At 71.7% G+C, this 13921-nt stretch carries 17 protein-coding genes; 8 read left to right on the top strand and 9 right to left on the bottom strand.

What is annotated here, in order from left to right; translation table 11 throughout:
- Window positions 1-713: alpha/beta fold hydrolase (locus FHX73_RS39230; protein WP_145910790.1), on the top strand; the 713-nt coding region annotated here is incomplete at its 5' end.
- Between the two features lie 3 nt (window positions 714-716).
- Here the strand turns inward: FHX73_RS39230 and FHX73_RS39225 are convergent.
- On the bottom strand, window positions 717-845 hold the full coding sequence (locus tag FHX73_RS39225; RefSeq protein WP_170305276.1) for a DUF397 domain-containing protein: 129 nt from the start codon (window positions 843-845) through the stop codon (window positions 717-719).
- The gene (locus tag FHX73_RS39220) at window positions 839-1510 is read right to left on the bottom strand and encodes a DUF5753 domain-containing protein (RefSeq protein ID WP_342795366.1); all 672 of its coding nucleotides are present in this window, start codon (window positions 1508-1510) and stop codon (window positions 839-841) included. The genes FHX73_RS39225 and FHX73_RS39220 overlap by 7 nt, the downstream gene beginning before the upstream one ends.
- A 290-nt stretch (window positions 1511-1800) precedes the next feature.
- On the opposite strand from FHX73_RS39220, the gene FHX73_RS39215 reads away from it, so the two are divergent.
- Complete coding sequence (locus FHX73_RS39215; RefSeq protein WP_145910788.1) at window positions 1801-2196, top strand: ATP-binding protein; 396 nt, start codon at window positions 1801-1803, stop codon at window positions 2194-2196.
- Window positions 2197-2343: 147 nt separating this feature from the next.
- Window positions 2344-2742 carry a peptidase inhibitor family I36 protein gene (locus FHX73_RS39210; protein WP_145910787.1) on the top strand — a complete coding sequence of 133 codons (399 nt, stop codon included), beginning with the start codon at window positions 2344-2346 and terminating at the stop codon, window positions 2740-2742.
- A gap of 104 nt (window positions 2743-2846) precedes the next feature.
- On the opposite strand, the gene FHX73_RS39205 is transcribed toward FHX73_RS39210, so the two are convergent.
- The 3 genes from FHX73_RS39205 to FHX73_RS39195 form a co-directional block, all read right to left on the bottom strand.
- Window positions 2847-3428, bottom strand: a complete 582-nt coding sequence (locus FHX73_RS39205) for a DEAD/DEAH box helicase family protein (RefSeq protein ID WP_211786469.1) — start codon at window positions 3426-3428, stop codon at window positions 2847-2849.
- Window positions 3429-3513: 85 nt separating this feature from the next.
- On the bottom strand, window positions 3514-4227 hold the full coding sequence (locus FHX73_RS39200; RefSeq protein WP_145910786.1) for a G1 family glutamic endopeptidase: 714 nt from the start codon (window positions 4225-4227) through the stop codon (window positions 3514-3516).
- Window positions 4228-4425: 198 nt separating this feature from the next.
- Window positions 4426-5346, bottom strand: coding sequence for an AraC family transcriptional regulator (locus FHX73_RS39195; RefSeq protein WP_145910785.1), 921 nt, complete (start codon window positions 5344-5346; stop codon window positions 4426-4428).
- A 99-nt stretch (window positions 5347-5445) separates the two neighbouring features.
- Between FHX73_RS39195 and FHX73_RS39190 the strand changes: the two genes are divergently transcribed.
- The gene (locus FHX73_RS39190) at window positions 5446-6279 is read left to right on the top strand and encodes an NmrA family NAD(P)-binding protein (RefSeq protein ID WP_145910784.1); all 834 of its coding nucleotides are present in this window, start codon (window positions 5446-5448) and stop codon (window positions 6277-6279) included.
- A gap of 14 nt (window positions 6280-6293) precedes the next feature.
- On the opposite strand, the gene FHX73_RS39185 is transcribed toward FHX73_RS39190, so the two are convergent.
- The 4 genes from FHX73_RS39185 to FHX73_RS39170 form a co-directional block, all read right to left on the bottom strand.
- Window positions 6294-7586: an MFS transporter gene (locus tag FHX73_RS39185; RefSeq protein WP_246214161.1), complete on the bottom strand. Its 1293-nt coding sequence runs from the start codon at window positions 7584-7586 to the stop codon at window positions 6294-6296.
- The gene (locus FHX73_RS39180) at window positions 7580-8173 is read right to left on the bottom strand and encodes a winged helix-turn-helix domain-containing protein (protein WP_145910783.1); all 594 of its coding nucleotides are present in this window, start codon (window positions 8171-8173) and stop codon (window positions 7580-7582) included. The genes FHX73_RS39185 and FHX73_RS39180 overlap by 7 nt, the downstream gene beginning before the upstream one ends.
- A gap of 77 nt (window positions 8174-8250) precedes the next feature.
- Window positions 8251-8556, bottom strand: a complete 306-nt coding sequence (locus tag FHX73_RS39175) for an antibiotic biosynthesis monooxygenase family protein (RefSeq protein WP_170305275.1) — start codon at window positions 8554-8556, stop codon at window positions 8251-8253.
- A complete protein-coding gene (locus FHX73_RS39170; protein WP_145910782.1) occupies window positions 8553-9161 on the bottom strand; it encodes an HPP family protein in 609 nt (202 codons plus the stop codon). Before FHX73_RS39170 ends, FHX73_RS39175 begins: the two co-directional genes overlap by 4 nt.
- Before the next feature lie 147 nt (window positions 9162-9308).
- Between FHX73_RS39170 and FHX73_RS39165 the strand changes: the two genes are divergently transcribed.
- From FHX73_RS39165 to hydA, 4 genes are all read left to right on the top strand, one after another.
- A complete protein-coding gene (locus FHX73_RS39165; RefSeq protein WP_145910781.1) occupies window positions 9309-10199 on the top strand; it encodes a DMT family transporter in 891 nt (296 codons plus the stop codon).
- 157 nt (window positions 10200-10356) lie between these two features.
- Window positions 10357-11205 (top strand): nitrilase-related carbon-nitrogen hydrolase, encoded by an 849-nt coding sequence (locus tag FHX73_RS39160; RefSeq protein ID WP_145910780.1) that lies wholly within the window; start codon window positions 10357-10359, stop codon window positions 11203-11205.
- A gap of 11 nt (window positions 11206-11216) precedes the next feature.
- Window positions 11217-12512 carry an aspartate aminotransferase family protein gene (locus FHX73_RS39155; RefSeq protein WP_145910779.1) on the top strand — a complete coding sequence of 432 codons (1296 nt, stop codon included), beginning with the start codon at window positions 11217-11219 and terminating at the stop codon, window positions 12510-12512.
- The gene (gene hydA / locus FHX73_RS39150) at window positions 12509-13909 is read left to right on the top strand and encodes a dihydropyrimidinase (protein ID WP_145910778.1); all 1401 of its coding nucleotides are present in this window, start codon (window positions 12509-12511) and stop codon (window positions 13907-13909) included. The genes FHX73_RS39155 and hydA overlap by 4 nt, the downstream gene beginning before the upstream one ends.
- The last annotated feature ends 12 nt before the right edge of the window (window positions 13910-13921 follow it).

Here is a 13921-nt window from a genome sequence, read left to right as displayed (position 1 = left end):
GGGCCTACCAGGCACCGCAGGACCTCGCCGAGCTCGCCACCGCACCCGGGGCGATCAAGGGCGTCACGCTCGCCGACAACGCCGCGCACCTGATCGGGGTGCTGGAGCGGGCCAAGCGGAACGGGCCGGTCATCCTCGTCTCGCACAGCCGGGGCGGGCTGACCGCCACCGTCGCGGCCAACCAGCGCCCCGACCTGATCGACCGCATCATCTACGTCTCCGCCTGGTGCCCCGTCGACCTCGACGTCAGCGCCTACTACGCCGAGCCCGAGATGGCCACGGTCGACGCCACCGGCCTGATCGCGGCGATGGTCGGCAACCCCGCCGAACTCGGGCTGCTGCGCTCCAACTTCCGCACCGCCGACGCCGGCGTGCTCGCCGCCTTCAAGGCGGCGTTCCTGGCCGACGGGACGGACGAGGAGTTCCTGGCCTTCCTCAACACCTTCCAGCCGGACGAGAACCTCGACGTCGGCACGCCGGACGACCGCGCGCAGAAGGCCAGTTGGGGCTGGATCCCGAAGACCTACATCCGGCTCACCGAGGACGCCAGCATCCCCCTCGCCATGCAGGACCGGATGATCCGCGAGGGCGACACCCTGACGCCGGACAACCCCTACGACGTCCGCACGCTGACCAGCAGCCACCTGGGCTGGCTGGTCGCCCCGGCCCCGGCGGCCCGAGTCCTGAGCGACCTCGCCACCCTCGCGGAGTGACCGTCAGGCGCCCTTGAGCTGCTTGAGCTGGTCGAGGAAAGCTGACCAGGCGTCAGTGGTGAGGCTGAGCGCCGGGCCGTCGGGGTCCTTGGCACTGTGAGTTGACGTCTGCCACACCAAGGCGCTCAGCACTTTCGGTACCCCTCGGCGAGTTCCGCGATGAATTCCAACGAACGGTCCGGCGGGAGCGCGTGCGCACGCATCCGCTCATAGTGCCCCGAGAACTCAACCACTGTGCCCGACGATTGGAAGACCTTTCCGGCCATGAGCCCGTCACCGTAGAGTTCGGTCTGTGCATTGGGGAGCCTGACCAGGGTGAACGGCGTGGTGTGGGCGGCGATCGCACCTGCGGTGAACGACAGCACCTGGAAGTCCACGTTCGGCGATTCCGCCGACTTCAGCAAGTGGTCCAGCTGCGCGGCCATGACTCCCACCCCGCCCACTGGCGTGCGCAGGCAACCCTCATGGAAGACCACCCAGAACGCCGGGGGATCCTTCCGTTCGAGCAGCTCGTGACGCTTCAATCGTTCTTCCACCATGACTTCGATCTTCTCCGGGGTTTTTCTGGGATGGCCCGCCGAGAAGATCGCCCGTGCGTATTCAGCCGTCTGGAACATCCCCATGACGCCGATCGGCGAGAAGTCCAGAATCTCAAGTGCCTGGCGTTCGAACCAGAGGTACGGCTGGAACCATGACGCATCCTCGGGGTCGAAAATCCGGTCCCGCATGCGCACGAAGAGGCCGTTGGTCTGGAAGGCGACGTCACACCCCGCCGCGAAACGCTCCGAGGGCACCATCGTGCCGTTCTCGACTTGCTCACATAGGCCTCGGAGTAGCCGGACACAGTCCCGAGGGCTTTTTGTGTGATTTTCTTACCCTGTCGGACTTCTCTGACCTCGACTCCGAAGCGTTCCAACGGAGTCAAGCTCTCGGGCCGATCGTCCCCCTCCACCCCCATGACCTCCCCTTTCATACTCGGGATGGGCAATCCGACCGGATTGCAACTTTCTAATCGACAGTCAAGTGCCGTCGAGCCTACTCGGTTCTGCTGAAGTGATGTCGCTAAACCGGAAGAGAAAGGCTCGACATGACCACCCACTCCGCCTGGCTCCCCCAGCACCGGAAGTCGGCCGGCACCGCCCGCACCATGCTCCGCGACTTCCTCGCCGATCCCGTCCCCAACGGTGAACTCTTCGCCTGCGACGCCGAGGTGATCCTCAGTGAGCTCGTCACCAACGCCCTGCTGCACGGGCGCAGCGGGCCGGAGCAACTCATCTTCATCCGCTTCGACCTCTCCCCCGCCCTCCTTCGCATCGAAGTCCACGACGCCAGCGGCAAGCCGCCCACCCTCGCGCCCGTCGGCGCGGACGAGGAGTGCGGCCGTGGGCTGCTGCTGGTCGAACGGCTGTCCCGCGACCGGGGGTTCGGGCCACGCGAGGGGATCGGCAAGCTGGTGTGGGCCACGGTCGGGCCGGAGGCGTGAGCCACCGTCACACCCGGCCGCCCCACCCGCACTCACCCATCCCGGTGATTGTTCGTACAGATACCTGTGCCTCCGTACGATCATCACGCCGCCTGCCCATGATGCGGGAAGTCGGGGGAATCTCCCCCACCAACCGAGGAGCAATCCTTGAAGCGACGCCTTTCCTTCGTCCTGGGCACCGCCCTGCTCGCCGGCCTGGCCGTCATCCCCGTGCAGTCGGCCTCGGCCGCTCCGCGCACCGTGAACGTGCTGCCTTCCGGACAGGGCGCCGGCGTGTGCCGCGACGGGTTCGTCTGTCTCTACGAGAACTACGGACTCAACCAGCCCGCCAACGGCCGCGTGCTGCTGACCGACGAGTCGATCGGCTGGCTCTCCGACAACAACTTCGACAAGATCGTCAGCTCGGTCTGCAACCACTCCGGCACCGCGGCCACGCTCTTCTCCGCAGATGGGTACGAGGGCCAGAGCATCACGGTCAATCCCGGCCACTGCACCGACGTCCCGGCGTGGTTCAACGACCAGGCCTCCTCGGTCCAGTTGGACTGACGCGTCGAGGTGCCGCCCGGCGGGGCCGACCGGCCCCGCCGGGCCTTCGCCTCCGCCCTCACGTTCGCCCTCACGTTCGCCTTCGCTGTCACCGCCACGACGGTTCAGAGCCCGAAGTACGCCACCGCCCGCTCGGCGACCTCGGCCGGCGCCAACTCGGTGTTGTCCACCAGCAGGTGCGACTCGGGGACGTGGGCGAACTCGTCGATGGAGTTCAGCCGGTGCTTGGCGTCCATGCCGACCAGGTTCCGGTTCGACCACTCCAGGTCCCGCTTGGAGGGCTTCTCGGCGAGCCGCGTCTCGCCCGCGTTGCGCACGAGCCGCACCGCCTGATCGGCCGTCAGCTCCAGGAAGAGGATCCGCGCACCGCGCTCGCGGAAGGGGGCGGTGTAGCGCTCGACCAGCGCCGCGTCCTCGGGGTCGTCGAAGGCCCAGACCAGGGTGAACACCAGGCCGGGCAGGTCGCTGCCGGCCGCCTCGGCGAGGATCTGCTCGCGGAAGCCGTGGTTGAGCCGCTGGAACTGCGGCGACCCGTGGCCGAACAGCCGCGCCAACGGCTCGATGGTCATGTGGTTGTGGAACAGCTTGAACCCGGTGCGCTCGGCGATCGCGCCGCCCACGGTCATCTTGCCGACGGCGGCCGGGCCGATGACGAACAGCAGGGTCGGGGTGGTGGTCTCGTGCACCGCAGCAGCATAGGGCGCCGCTCGGCGGGCGTGCGCTGGGGCGGGTGTGCGCTGGGGCGGGCGTCCGCCCCAGCGCCGGGTGCCGCTACTCCTGCAGGAAGGTCTCGCTGAAGCTGGTGCCGTTGGAGCCGAGGCCGCTGGTGGTGGCCTCGTAGGCGCCGTTCGACGGGTCCATCGCGACCGGGTTGGAGGACCCGAGCGACTTGCCGTTGACGGTGGCCGAGGTGAAGTTGAGGGTCCCGAAGTTCGGGTAGGACCCGGTCGGCGACTCGATGATGACCTCGGCGCTGGCCCGGCTCGCGGACAGCGACTTGGTGGTGGTGTAGGTCCAACCCCGCGAGGAGTCGTTGAGCTTGAGGGTGTACTTGCTGCTCCCGGCGTAGGTGACCGAGGCGTTGATGTGGTCGCCGGCCGACACCGGGTACGAGCTGCTGCTCAGGTAGACCGGGTTCGCCGGGTACATCTCGTACCAGGCCTGGTCGACGGGGCTGCCGCTGGAGCAGTCGGTCGCGACACCGGTCTGCTCGACGGTGGACGAGCCGTAGCCGTCGATGCCGACCCAGGGCGCGTAGAGGTCGTTGGTGGAGTTGCAGCTGGCGTTCGGCTCGGTCCAGCTGGCCGAGACGGAGGTGAAGCCGCTGCCCTGGGCTGCGTAGCCGCCCCAGTTGTAGCCGTTGATGTTGTAGCTCAGGGGGCGGAACGCCATGCCCTGGGCGGCTGCGGCGGTGGTCGGCGCGACGGGGGCGAGAGCGGTGGCCGCGGCCGCGAGGGTGGCGACGCGTATCAGGAACTTGCGCATGCTGGCTCCTCTGTGGGGGACGAACAGATGCTCGCGAGCCCACCCGAGCCATGTGGGGGGCTCTGGTGGGCATTACAGAGTCGCTGATTGTCATGCGCTGAGCAAGAGGGTGGAAGCTGTGGATTTCCGGTGAACTCGTCATCCAGACTTGCGGGTTGACGCAACCTCGGGTCGATCAGCCACGCAACCTCGGGTCGATCAGCCGCGCCGCCAGACCGAGGGGCTGACCCCGTGCGCCCGCTTGAACGCCGTGCTGAACGCGAAGGCGTCCGCGTACCCCACCTCGCGCGCCACGGCCTCGACGCTGTGCTCGGTCTCGCGCAACAGGTCGGCGGCCAGCGTCATCCGCCAGCCCGTCAGGTAGCCGAGCGGCGGTTCGCCGACCACGCGGCTGAACCGCGCGGCGAAGGCGGAGCGCGACTGGCCGGCGCTCGCGGCCAGTTCGGCCACCGTCCAGCGGTGGGCCGGCCGCTCGTGCAGCAGGCGCAGCGCCTCGCCGATCCCGGGGTCGGCCAACGCACCGCGCCAGTGCGGCAGTTCGTCGCCCGGCTGGGCGCAGAGGGCGCGCAGGGCCAGCACCAGCACGAGGTCCAGCAGCCGCCCGAGCACCGCGTCCTGTCCGGGCTCCTCCTGGGCGACCTCGCCGGAGAGCAGTTCCAGCACCTGCCGGGTGCGTGGCCCGGCGGGCAGCACGGCCAGCCCGGGCAGCATCGCCAGCAGCCGCCGGCCCACCTCACCGCGCAAGCGGTAGCCGGCGTGCAGCACGACGGTGGAGCCGGGCAGCCCGTCACCGTACGTCCGGGGGCCCAACTGCCGCCCGGCCATGGACCCGTCCTCGATGAACTGCTTGTACCCGCCGCGGATCACGACCTGCGGCGGGGAGTCGGGGGCGTCCGCAATGGTGTAGCCGTCGGCCCGGCTGATCAGGGCGATGTCCCCGCCCGCCAGCAGCACCGCCTCGCCGTCGAGCCGCACCGAGGCGGTCCCGCCGAGGGCGGCCACCACGGCGAGCGACGGCGGGTCGGCGAACTGCACCGACCACGGCGGCCGCTGGATCAACTGGTGGATCCGCGCCTCGCCGGCCCGGGCCCGGTGCAGCACATCGCTCAGCACGTCCATGTCGGCCCACGCTAGCCGGTCGTGGCGCTGGACGATCGCAGAGGGATCAGCGACGATCTCCCATGGATCGTCCGGCTCCGCCGGAGTTGACTGACCGTCATGGAGACGATTCTGGTTCTCGGCGGCACCGGTACCACCGGCCGCCGCATCGCCCGCCGCCTGCGCGCGGCCGGCCACCCGGTCCGCACGGCCTCCCGCTCCGGCGGCGAGGCCCACCTCGACCTCGGCGCCCCGACGACGTGGGGCCCCGCCCTCGACGGCGCCGCCGCCCTCTACCTGCTCGAACCCGACCTGCACGCCGCGGATCCGCAGGAGCGGATCCCGCGCCTGGTCACCGAGGCGGTGGCCGCCGGCGTGCGGCGGCTGGTGCTGCTCTCGGCCCACGGGGTCGGCGCGGCCGACGACGGCCACCCGTTGAAGACCGCCGAGCGGGCGGTGCGGGAGAGCGGCGTCGGCTGGACGGTGCTGCGGCCGGACTGGTTCGCGCAGAACTTCAGCGAGACCTTCTGGCTGCCCGACGTGCTGACCGGCACCGTGGCGCTGCCGGTCGGCGCGGGCCGCACGCCGTTCGTGGACGCGGAGGACATCGCCGAGGTGGCCGCCGCCGCGCTGACCGACGACCGGCACGCCGGGCAGACCTACGACCTGACCGGCCCCCGGGAGCTCGGCTTCGCCGAGGCGGTCGAGCTGATCACCGCCGCGACCGGCCGGACGGTCCGTCACCTGGACGTCTCCCCCGAGGCCTACACCGAACAGCTGGTGGCACACGGTGCGCCGGTCGCGGTGGCCCGGACGCTGACCGGCCTGCTGACGCAGGTCCGGGAGGGCCGGAACCCGGGCGCCGCCGACGGGGTCCAGCGGGCGCTGGGCCGGCCGGCCCGCTCGTTCGAGGAGTTCGTCAGCGAGGCGGCCGCCGCGGGCCGCTGGAGCTGATCACACCTCGCTGATCACACCTCGCTGGGCACCGTGTCCGGCGCTACTGCAGGCTTAGGAGCCGCGGCCGGTCGGCGCCGGTCCATCTCCCGCCACTCGTGGCGGAAGCCCGTCAGGTTGGTGGTGAGGAAGTACAGCCCGCCCGCCACCAGCAGCACCGGGGCCACCCCGGCCGCGCCGACCGCCAGGCCCGCCAGCACGGTGCCGAGCGGGATGCCGGCCCAGCCGAGGGCGTCGCCGATCGCGCCGACCCGGCCGAGCATCCGGCGCGGGATCCGCTCGAAGTCGATCGCGCCGAGGATCGGGTTGATGAACCCGGCCGCGAAGCCGGAGGCGACGAAGACGCCGATCAGCCCGGGCAGCGGCAGGTGCAGCGCGAGGGCGACGAAGCGCGGCGCGCCGGCGACCAGGAAGGCGAGGAAGAAAACCAGCCGGCGCGGCAGCCGGTGGGCGACGGCAGCGGCGATCAGGCTGCCGCCGACGCCCGCCGCGCCGGAGACCGCGAACAGCAGGCCGACCACGCCCGCGCCCTGGCCGGTGCGCTGGGCCCAGACCGGCAGCAGCACGGCGGTGAAGGCGGCGTCGAGCAGGTTGGTCACCGTGATCATCGCGGTGAGCGCGAGCAGCAGCCGGTCGTCGCGCAGGAAGGCCAGGCCCTCCCCGAACTGCCGCCAGTAGCCGGGCTCCCCGGATTCCGCCGCCGGCGCGGTGACCACGGGCCGCCCGGCGTCGCGCGGCAGCCCGAGGCCGACCATCGCGGCGACCACGGCGAACGAGGCGCCGTTCACCAGCATCGCGGCGAGCGGTCCGCAGGCCGTCACCAGCAGGCCGCCGACGGCGGGGCCGAGGGTGCCCTGGGCCAGCCGCTCGGCCACCGAGACGATGCCGCTGGCGCGTTCCAGCCGCTGGCCGGTGCGCTCGGCGAGCTCGGGGATCAGCACGTACTTGGCCAGGTCGCCCGGCCCCCGGGCGCTGCCCAGCAGCACGCCGAAGAGCAGCAGCAGCGGGAAGGAGAGCAGACCGAGCGCGTGCAGCACCGGCGCGCCCACGGCCGCCAGCGCACTCAGCAGGTCGGCGGTCACGGCCACCCGGCGGGCGCCCACCCGGTCCACCAGGGGTCCGCTGAACGCCTTGGCCAGCACGTACGGCAGCAGCTCGAAGGCGGCCACCACGCCGGTGCGCGCAGCGCTACCGGTGGTGGCGAGGACGAACCAGGGCAAGGCGATCGCGGCGACCCGGGTGCCGAGAAGTGACACCCCGTTGGCGATCAGCAGCCGCGTCAGCGGGGCCGGTCGTAAGGTCAGCACGGCTCGTCCTCAGCGCCCTCGGGCTCCGGCAGCTGCTGGATGATCAGCGCGACCCGCTCGGTGCCGGCCGGGCCCTCGGCCCCCGCGTCGTGGCGCCGGTAGCGGCCGACCACCTCGGCCAGCTCGGCGTTCAGCCGGTGCGCCTCCTCGGGGGTGAGCCGCAGCGACCAGTCGCTGAGGTCGAAGGTCTCGCGCCACGGACTGGCCATCGTGGGCAGTTCGTTGATGGTGCGTCGGGCGCGCTGGGTGTGCAGGGCGAGCACCGACTGGAGGAAGGCCTGCCCGTCCTCGCTGTTGGCGAGCTCGTTGTCGTCGAGCCTGGTGGCCTGGTAGACGGCCCGCCACCAGCGGTCGCGGGCGTTGCCGCGCTCGGTGTCCTCCGCGACGAACCCGGCGGCGGCGAGCTGGCGCAGGTGGTAGCTGGTGGCGCCGGAGTTGAGGTCGAGCTCGGTGGCGAGCCGGGTCGCGGTGGAGGGCCCGTTGCGGCGGAGCAAGGCGAGCAGCCGCACCCGGACCGGGTGGGCCAGGGCTTTGAGGCCCTTGGCGTCGAGGACGACCCGCGAGAAGTCGTCGGTGGGTTCGCTCATGGGTATCACGGTAGACCGCAAAGAGTATTTTGCAAAGGTATCTTTGCGAAGACTTCTTTGCGGTCAGTCCGAGAGCGTCACGAGCTCATCAACACGCTGAAGTGCGACACCTCCGGCGGGTGCTCCAGGTACCCCAGCTCGCTGTCCGACCAGACCGGCCGCATCGCCCACATCGGCCCGGCGTACCCGCGCAGCGCCTCCTCGTCGCGCCACCGCGTCACCACCAGCACCCGGTGCGTGCTGTCCGGCAGCGAGCGCAGCAGCTCACCGCCGAGGTAGCCGTCCAGGCCGGTCAACTGCGGCATCACCTGCGCCTGGAGCACCGCGCAGAACTCTGCCACCCGCTTCGGCGCGACCTGCGCCTCCCAGATCCGCACGATCACGGCCGGCTCCCTCCGGAGACGGGGAGTCCACTCCCCTTTGACGGTGCGCCCTGCGCCACCGGGCGCCAGAGCGGATAGCGGATCCCGGCCAGCCGGTTCACCAGCACCCCCTGGATCACCAGCACCAGGACCGCGAGCATCACCACGGCGAGCTGGCGCGGCGTGCGCAGCAGGCCGAGCGCGACGATCAGCGTGGTCGCGCCGGCCGGCGGGTGGGCCACGCCGAACAGCGGCATCAGCCCGCAGGTCACCCCGAGCGCGATCGCGGCCGCACCGACCCGGGCCCAGCCGATGTCGTTCAGGTTCGGCCCGGTGTGCAGCAGCCCGGTCGCCGCCAGCGCCGCGTACCCGGCGAGCACCCCGATCAGGTGCCCGCAGAGCGTGTTGCGCGGCGAGGCGGGCGCGGCCAGCGGCGTGTAGAAGAGCAGGAACGCGGTCGGCCCGAGCGAGGGGAAGAGGAACGGCTCGTTCGAGTAGTGCGCGATCAGCGCCATCACGGCGACCGAGACGAAGGCGTTGACGGCCGAGTAGAGCGCCTTGACCCCGCTCGGGTCGTGGTGCTCGATCAGGGTCGGCAGCTGCCACCGCGCCAGCAGGGCTCTCATACCGGCCATCCAAACCGCCCGCCGCCCGCCGACACGCGCGACCTGCCGAAGAGCCCGTCCGCTGTCGCCGGACCGGAGGTACGCTGGCCGCGATCCGGCCCGGCGTGGGGGCGCGGCGGGCCAGCACGACCTACCGGGTGATCCTGAGTGGCGGTCTTCCTCCTCGCGGTCGGCGCGGCCTGCTGCCTCGGCCTCGGCTTCGTGCTCCAGCAGCACGCGGCCCAGCGCGCCCCGCGCGCCGACCTGCTGCGCTGGCGGCTGCTGCTGGACCTGTGCCGGATGCCCGACTGGTTGCTCGGGATCGCCGTGATGGTGGCCGGCCTGGTGCTCAGCGGGCTGGCCCTGCGCGCGGGCGAGGTCTCGCTGGTGGAGCCGCTGCTGACCGTCAACCTGGTCTTCGCGATGGCGCTGGCCCGCCTGCTCTACCGGCAGCGGCTGGGCTTCTCCGGCTGGGGCGGGGTGGTGCTGCTCGGGGTGGGGGTGACGGTGTTCATCGCGGCCGGGGACCCGAAGGGCGGCGGGGCGACCGCCTCCGAGCTGCGGCACTGGCTGGTCTTCGGGATCGTGGCGGGCCTGGCGCTGCTGCTGGTCTCGCTGGCCAAGCGGCTGCCGCTGTTCGAGGAGGCCACCTTGCTCGCGCTGGCGGCCGGGCTGCTGTACGGGCTGCAGGACGCGCTGAGCCGGGCCAGCTCGCGGCACGCCAGCCACGGCGGGATCTTCTCGGCGCTGCACCACTGGGAGCCGTACGCGGTGGTCGGGCTGGGCGTGGTCGGGCTGCTGCTGGTGCAGAGCGCGTTCGAGGCCGCGCCGCTGAAGATGTCGCTGCCCGCGCTGACCGCCGCCCAGCCGCTGGCGGGGATCGTCTGCGCCGTCGGGTTCCTGGGCGACCGGCTGCGGGTCTCACCGGCCGCGCTGACCTGGGAGACGCTGGGGCTGCTGGCGATGGTCGCGGGCGTGATCGTGATCGGTCGGCACCCTTCGATGCCCGCCGGCCGCGAGGGCGTGCCCAAGCGCGCGGCCGACGGCAATCCGGGTTGACGCAGCGCCGCCACGCGGGCGACGGAGTGTCACCGGTTGTCGGCCACCGGGGGTTTCGGCTGACACACTGTCGGGGTTCGGTCGCCCGCCGTAGGGGGAGGCCATCAGAACACCTGCCACACGCCTGTGCTTCACCAACCCGTCAGGAGTGGTGCCCATGTCGCAGTCGCAGATCGTCCGAGCCGCACTGGTCCAGGCCCGCTGGACCGGCGACCAGTCCTCGATGATCGACCTCCACGAGCAGTACGCCCGCGCCGCCGCCGCCGACGGCGCGCAGATCATCGGGTTCCAGGAGGTCTTCAACTCCCCCTACTTCTGCCAGGTGCAGGAACCCGAGCACTACCGCTGGGCCGAGCCGGTGCCGGACGGCCCGACCGTGCAGCGGATGCGTTCGCTGGCCCGCGAGCTCGGCATGGTGATCGTGGTGCCGGTCTACGAGGTCGAGCAGAGCGGCGTCTACTACAACACCGCCGCGGTGATCGACGCCGACGGCAGCTACCTCGGCAAGTACCGCAAGCACCACATCCCGCAGGTCAAGGGCTTCTGGGAGAAGTACTACTTCAAGCCCGGCAACCTGGGCTGGCCGGTCTTCGACACGGCCGTGGGAAAGGTCGGCGTCTACATCTGCTACGACCGGCACTTCCCGGAGGGCTGGCGGGCGCTGGGCCTGGCCGGCGCGCAGATCGTCTACAACCCCTCGGCGACCAGCCGGGGCCTGTCGGCCTACCTGTGGCAGCTGGAACAGCCGGCCGCGGCGGTGGCCAACGAGTACTTCATCGCGGCGATCAACCGGGTCGGCACCGAGGAGTACGGCGACAACGACTTCTACGGCACCTCCTACTTCGTCGACCCGCGCGGTCAACTGGTCGGCGAGGCGGCCTCGGACAAGGCGGAGGAACTGCTGGTGCGCGACCTGGACCTGGGCCTGATCGAGCAGGTCCGCCAGCAGTGGGCGTTCTACCGCGACCGCCGTCCCGAGGCCTACGGGCCGCTGGCGCAGGCCTGAGGAGGCAGCGGATGACCGACCTCCAGGCGCGCACCACCGCGCACACCGTCGACCCGGCCGAGCTGCTGCGCCGGCACCGCGCCGTCACCCCGGCCTGGCTGGCCACCTACTACCGCGAGCCGATCGAACTGACCCACGGCGAGGGCCGGCACGTCTGGGACAGCGCCGGCAAGCGCTACCTCGACTTCTTCGGCGGCATCCTGACCACCATGACGGCGCACGCGCTGCCCGAGGTGACCCGGGCGGTGGCCGAGCAGGCCGGGCGGATCCTGCACACCTCCACGCTCTACCTCTCCACCCCCATGGTCGAGTTGGCCGAGCAGATCGCCGCGCTCTCCGGCATCCCCGACGCCAAGGTGTTCTTCACCCCCTCCGGCACCGAGGCCAACGAGCTGGCGCTGCTGCTCGCCACCACCCACCGGCGCTCCAACCAGGTGCTGGCGCTGCGCAACAGCTACCACGGGCGCTCGTTCTCCACGATCGGCGTGACCGGCAACGGCTCCTGGTCGCCGACCAGCCTCTCCCCCTTGCAGACCCTCTACGTGCACGGCGGGGTGCGCACGGCCGGGCCGTTCGCCCAGCTGACGGACGATCAGTTCACCGCCGCCTGCGTGGCGGACCTGGAGGACATGCTCGGGCAGGCCGAGGGCACGGTGGCGGCGCTGATCGCCGAGCCGATCCAGGGCGTCGGCGGGTTCACCAGCGGGCCGGACGGGCTGCTGGCGGCCTTCAAGGAGGTGCTGGACCGGCACGGGATCCTCTGGATCAGCGACGAGGTGCAGACCGGCTGGGGCCGCACCGGCGACCACTTCTGGGGTTGGCAGGCGCACGGGCAGGCCGGCCCGCCGGACGTGCTGACCTTCGCCAAGGGCATCGCCAACGGCATGTCGATGGGCGGCGTGGTGGCCCGGGCGGAGGTGATGGACTCGCTGGCGGCCAACTCGATCTCCACCTTCGGCGGCAGCCCGATCACCTGCGCCGCCGCCCTGGCCAACCTGCGCCACCTGCTGGAGAACGACCTCCAGGGCAACGCCCGGCGGGTCGGCGCGGTGCTCCGCGAGGAGTTGGAGAAGTCCGGCCTGCCGGTGGAGCTGCGCGGGCGCGGGCTGATGCTCGGGGTCGGCCTGCGGGACGCGGCGACGGCCGCCGCGACGCTGGAGCACGCCCGCGAGCTGGGCCTGCTGGTCGGCAAGGGCGGCCGGGCCGGCGACGCGCTGCGGGTCGCCCCGCCGCTCAGCCTGACGGCGGAGGAGGCCCGCGAGGGCGCGGCCCTGCTGATCGAGGCACTGCGGAGGGCACAGGCATGAGCCGCACCCGGATCAGCAACGGACTGGTCGTCACCGCCGCCGACGAGCTGCGCGCGGACGTCCTGATCGACGGTCAGACGGTGGTCGCGCTGGCCGCCACCGGCAGCGCCGTCGCCGACTCCTGGCAGGCCGACACGGTGATCGACGCCACCGGCTGCTACGTGATCCCCGGCGGGGTCGACGCGCACACCCACATGGAGCTGCCGTTCGGCGGCACCGCCGCCTCGGACACCTTCGAGACCGGCACCCGCGCCGCCGCCTGGGGCGGCACCACCACCATCGTGGACTTCGCGGTGCAGCCGCGCGGCGGCTCGCTGCGGGCCGGCCTGGACGCCTGGCACGCCAAGGCGGAGGGCAACTGCGCGATCGACTACGGCTTCCACACCATCGTCTCGGACGTCACCGAGCCGGTGCTGAAGGAGATGGACCAGCTCACCGACTCCGGCGAGTCCACCTCCTTCAAGCTCTTCATGGCCTACCCCGGCGTGTTCTACAGCGACGACGGGCGGATCCTGCGGGCCATGCAGCGGGCCGCCGACAACCGCGCGCTGGTGATGGTGCACGCGGAGAACGGCATCGCCATCGACGTGCTGGTGGAGCAGGCGCTGGCGGCCGGCCGCAGCGACCCGCGCTACCACGGCGAGGTGCGCCGCGAGCTGCTGGAGGCGGAGGCGGTGCACCGGGCCGTCAAGCTGGCCCAGGTGGCCGGCTCGCCGCTCTACGTGGTGCACGTGTCGGCCGGCTCGGCGCTCGCCGAGATCGCCACCGCCCGGGACCAGGGGCTGCCGGTGTTCGGCGAGACCTGCCCGCAGTACCTCTTCCTGGACGTGGACAAGCTGGCCGAGCCGGACTTCGAGGGCGCCAAGTACGTCTGCTCCACGCCGCTGCGCCCGCGCGAGCACCAGGCCGAGCTGTGGAAGGGCCTGCGCACCGACGACCTCCAGGTGGTCTCCACCGACCACTGCCCGTTCTGCTTCGTGGGTCAAAAAGAGCTGGGCCGGGGCGACTTCTCGAAGATCCCGAACGGCCTGCCCGGCGTCGAGGACCGGATGGACCTGCTGCACCAGGCGGTGCTGGACGGCCGGATCTCGCGGCGGCGCTGGGTGGAGATCGCCTGCGCCGCGCCGGCCCGGATGTTCGGGCTCTACCCGCGCAAGGGCACCATCGCGCCCGGCTCCGACGCCGACCTGGTGGTCTACGACCCGGCGGCCGCGCACACCCTGTCCGCCGCGACCCACCACATGAACGTGGACTACTCGGCCTACGAGGGCACCCGGGTGGGCGGCGGGGTGCGCACCGTGCTCTCCCGGGGCGCGGTGGTGCTGGACCGGGGGCGGTGGCTGGGGCGGGCCGGCCACGGGCGGTTCCTGCGCCGGGATACCTGTCAATACCTGTAGAGAGGTGGTGCA

Source organism: Kitasatospora viridis (assembly GCF_007829815.1).
Lineage (GTDB): Bacteria > Actinomycetota > Actinomycetes > Streptomycetales > Streptomycetaceae > Kitasatospora > Kitasatospora viridis.
The sequence above is the reverse complement of the archived record's forward strand: the minus strand, read 5'-3'. Positions and strand labels throughout refer to the sequence as shown.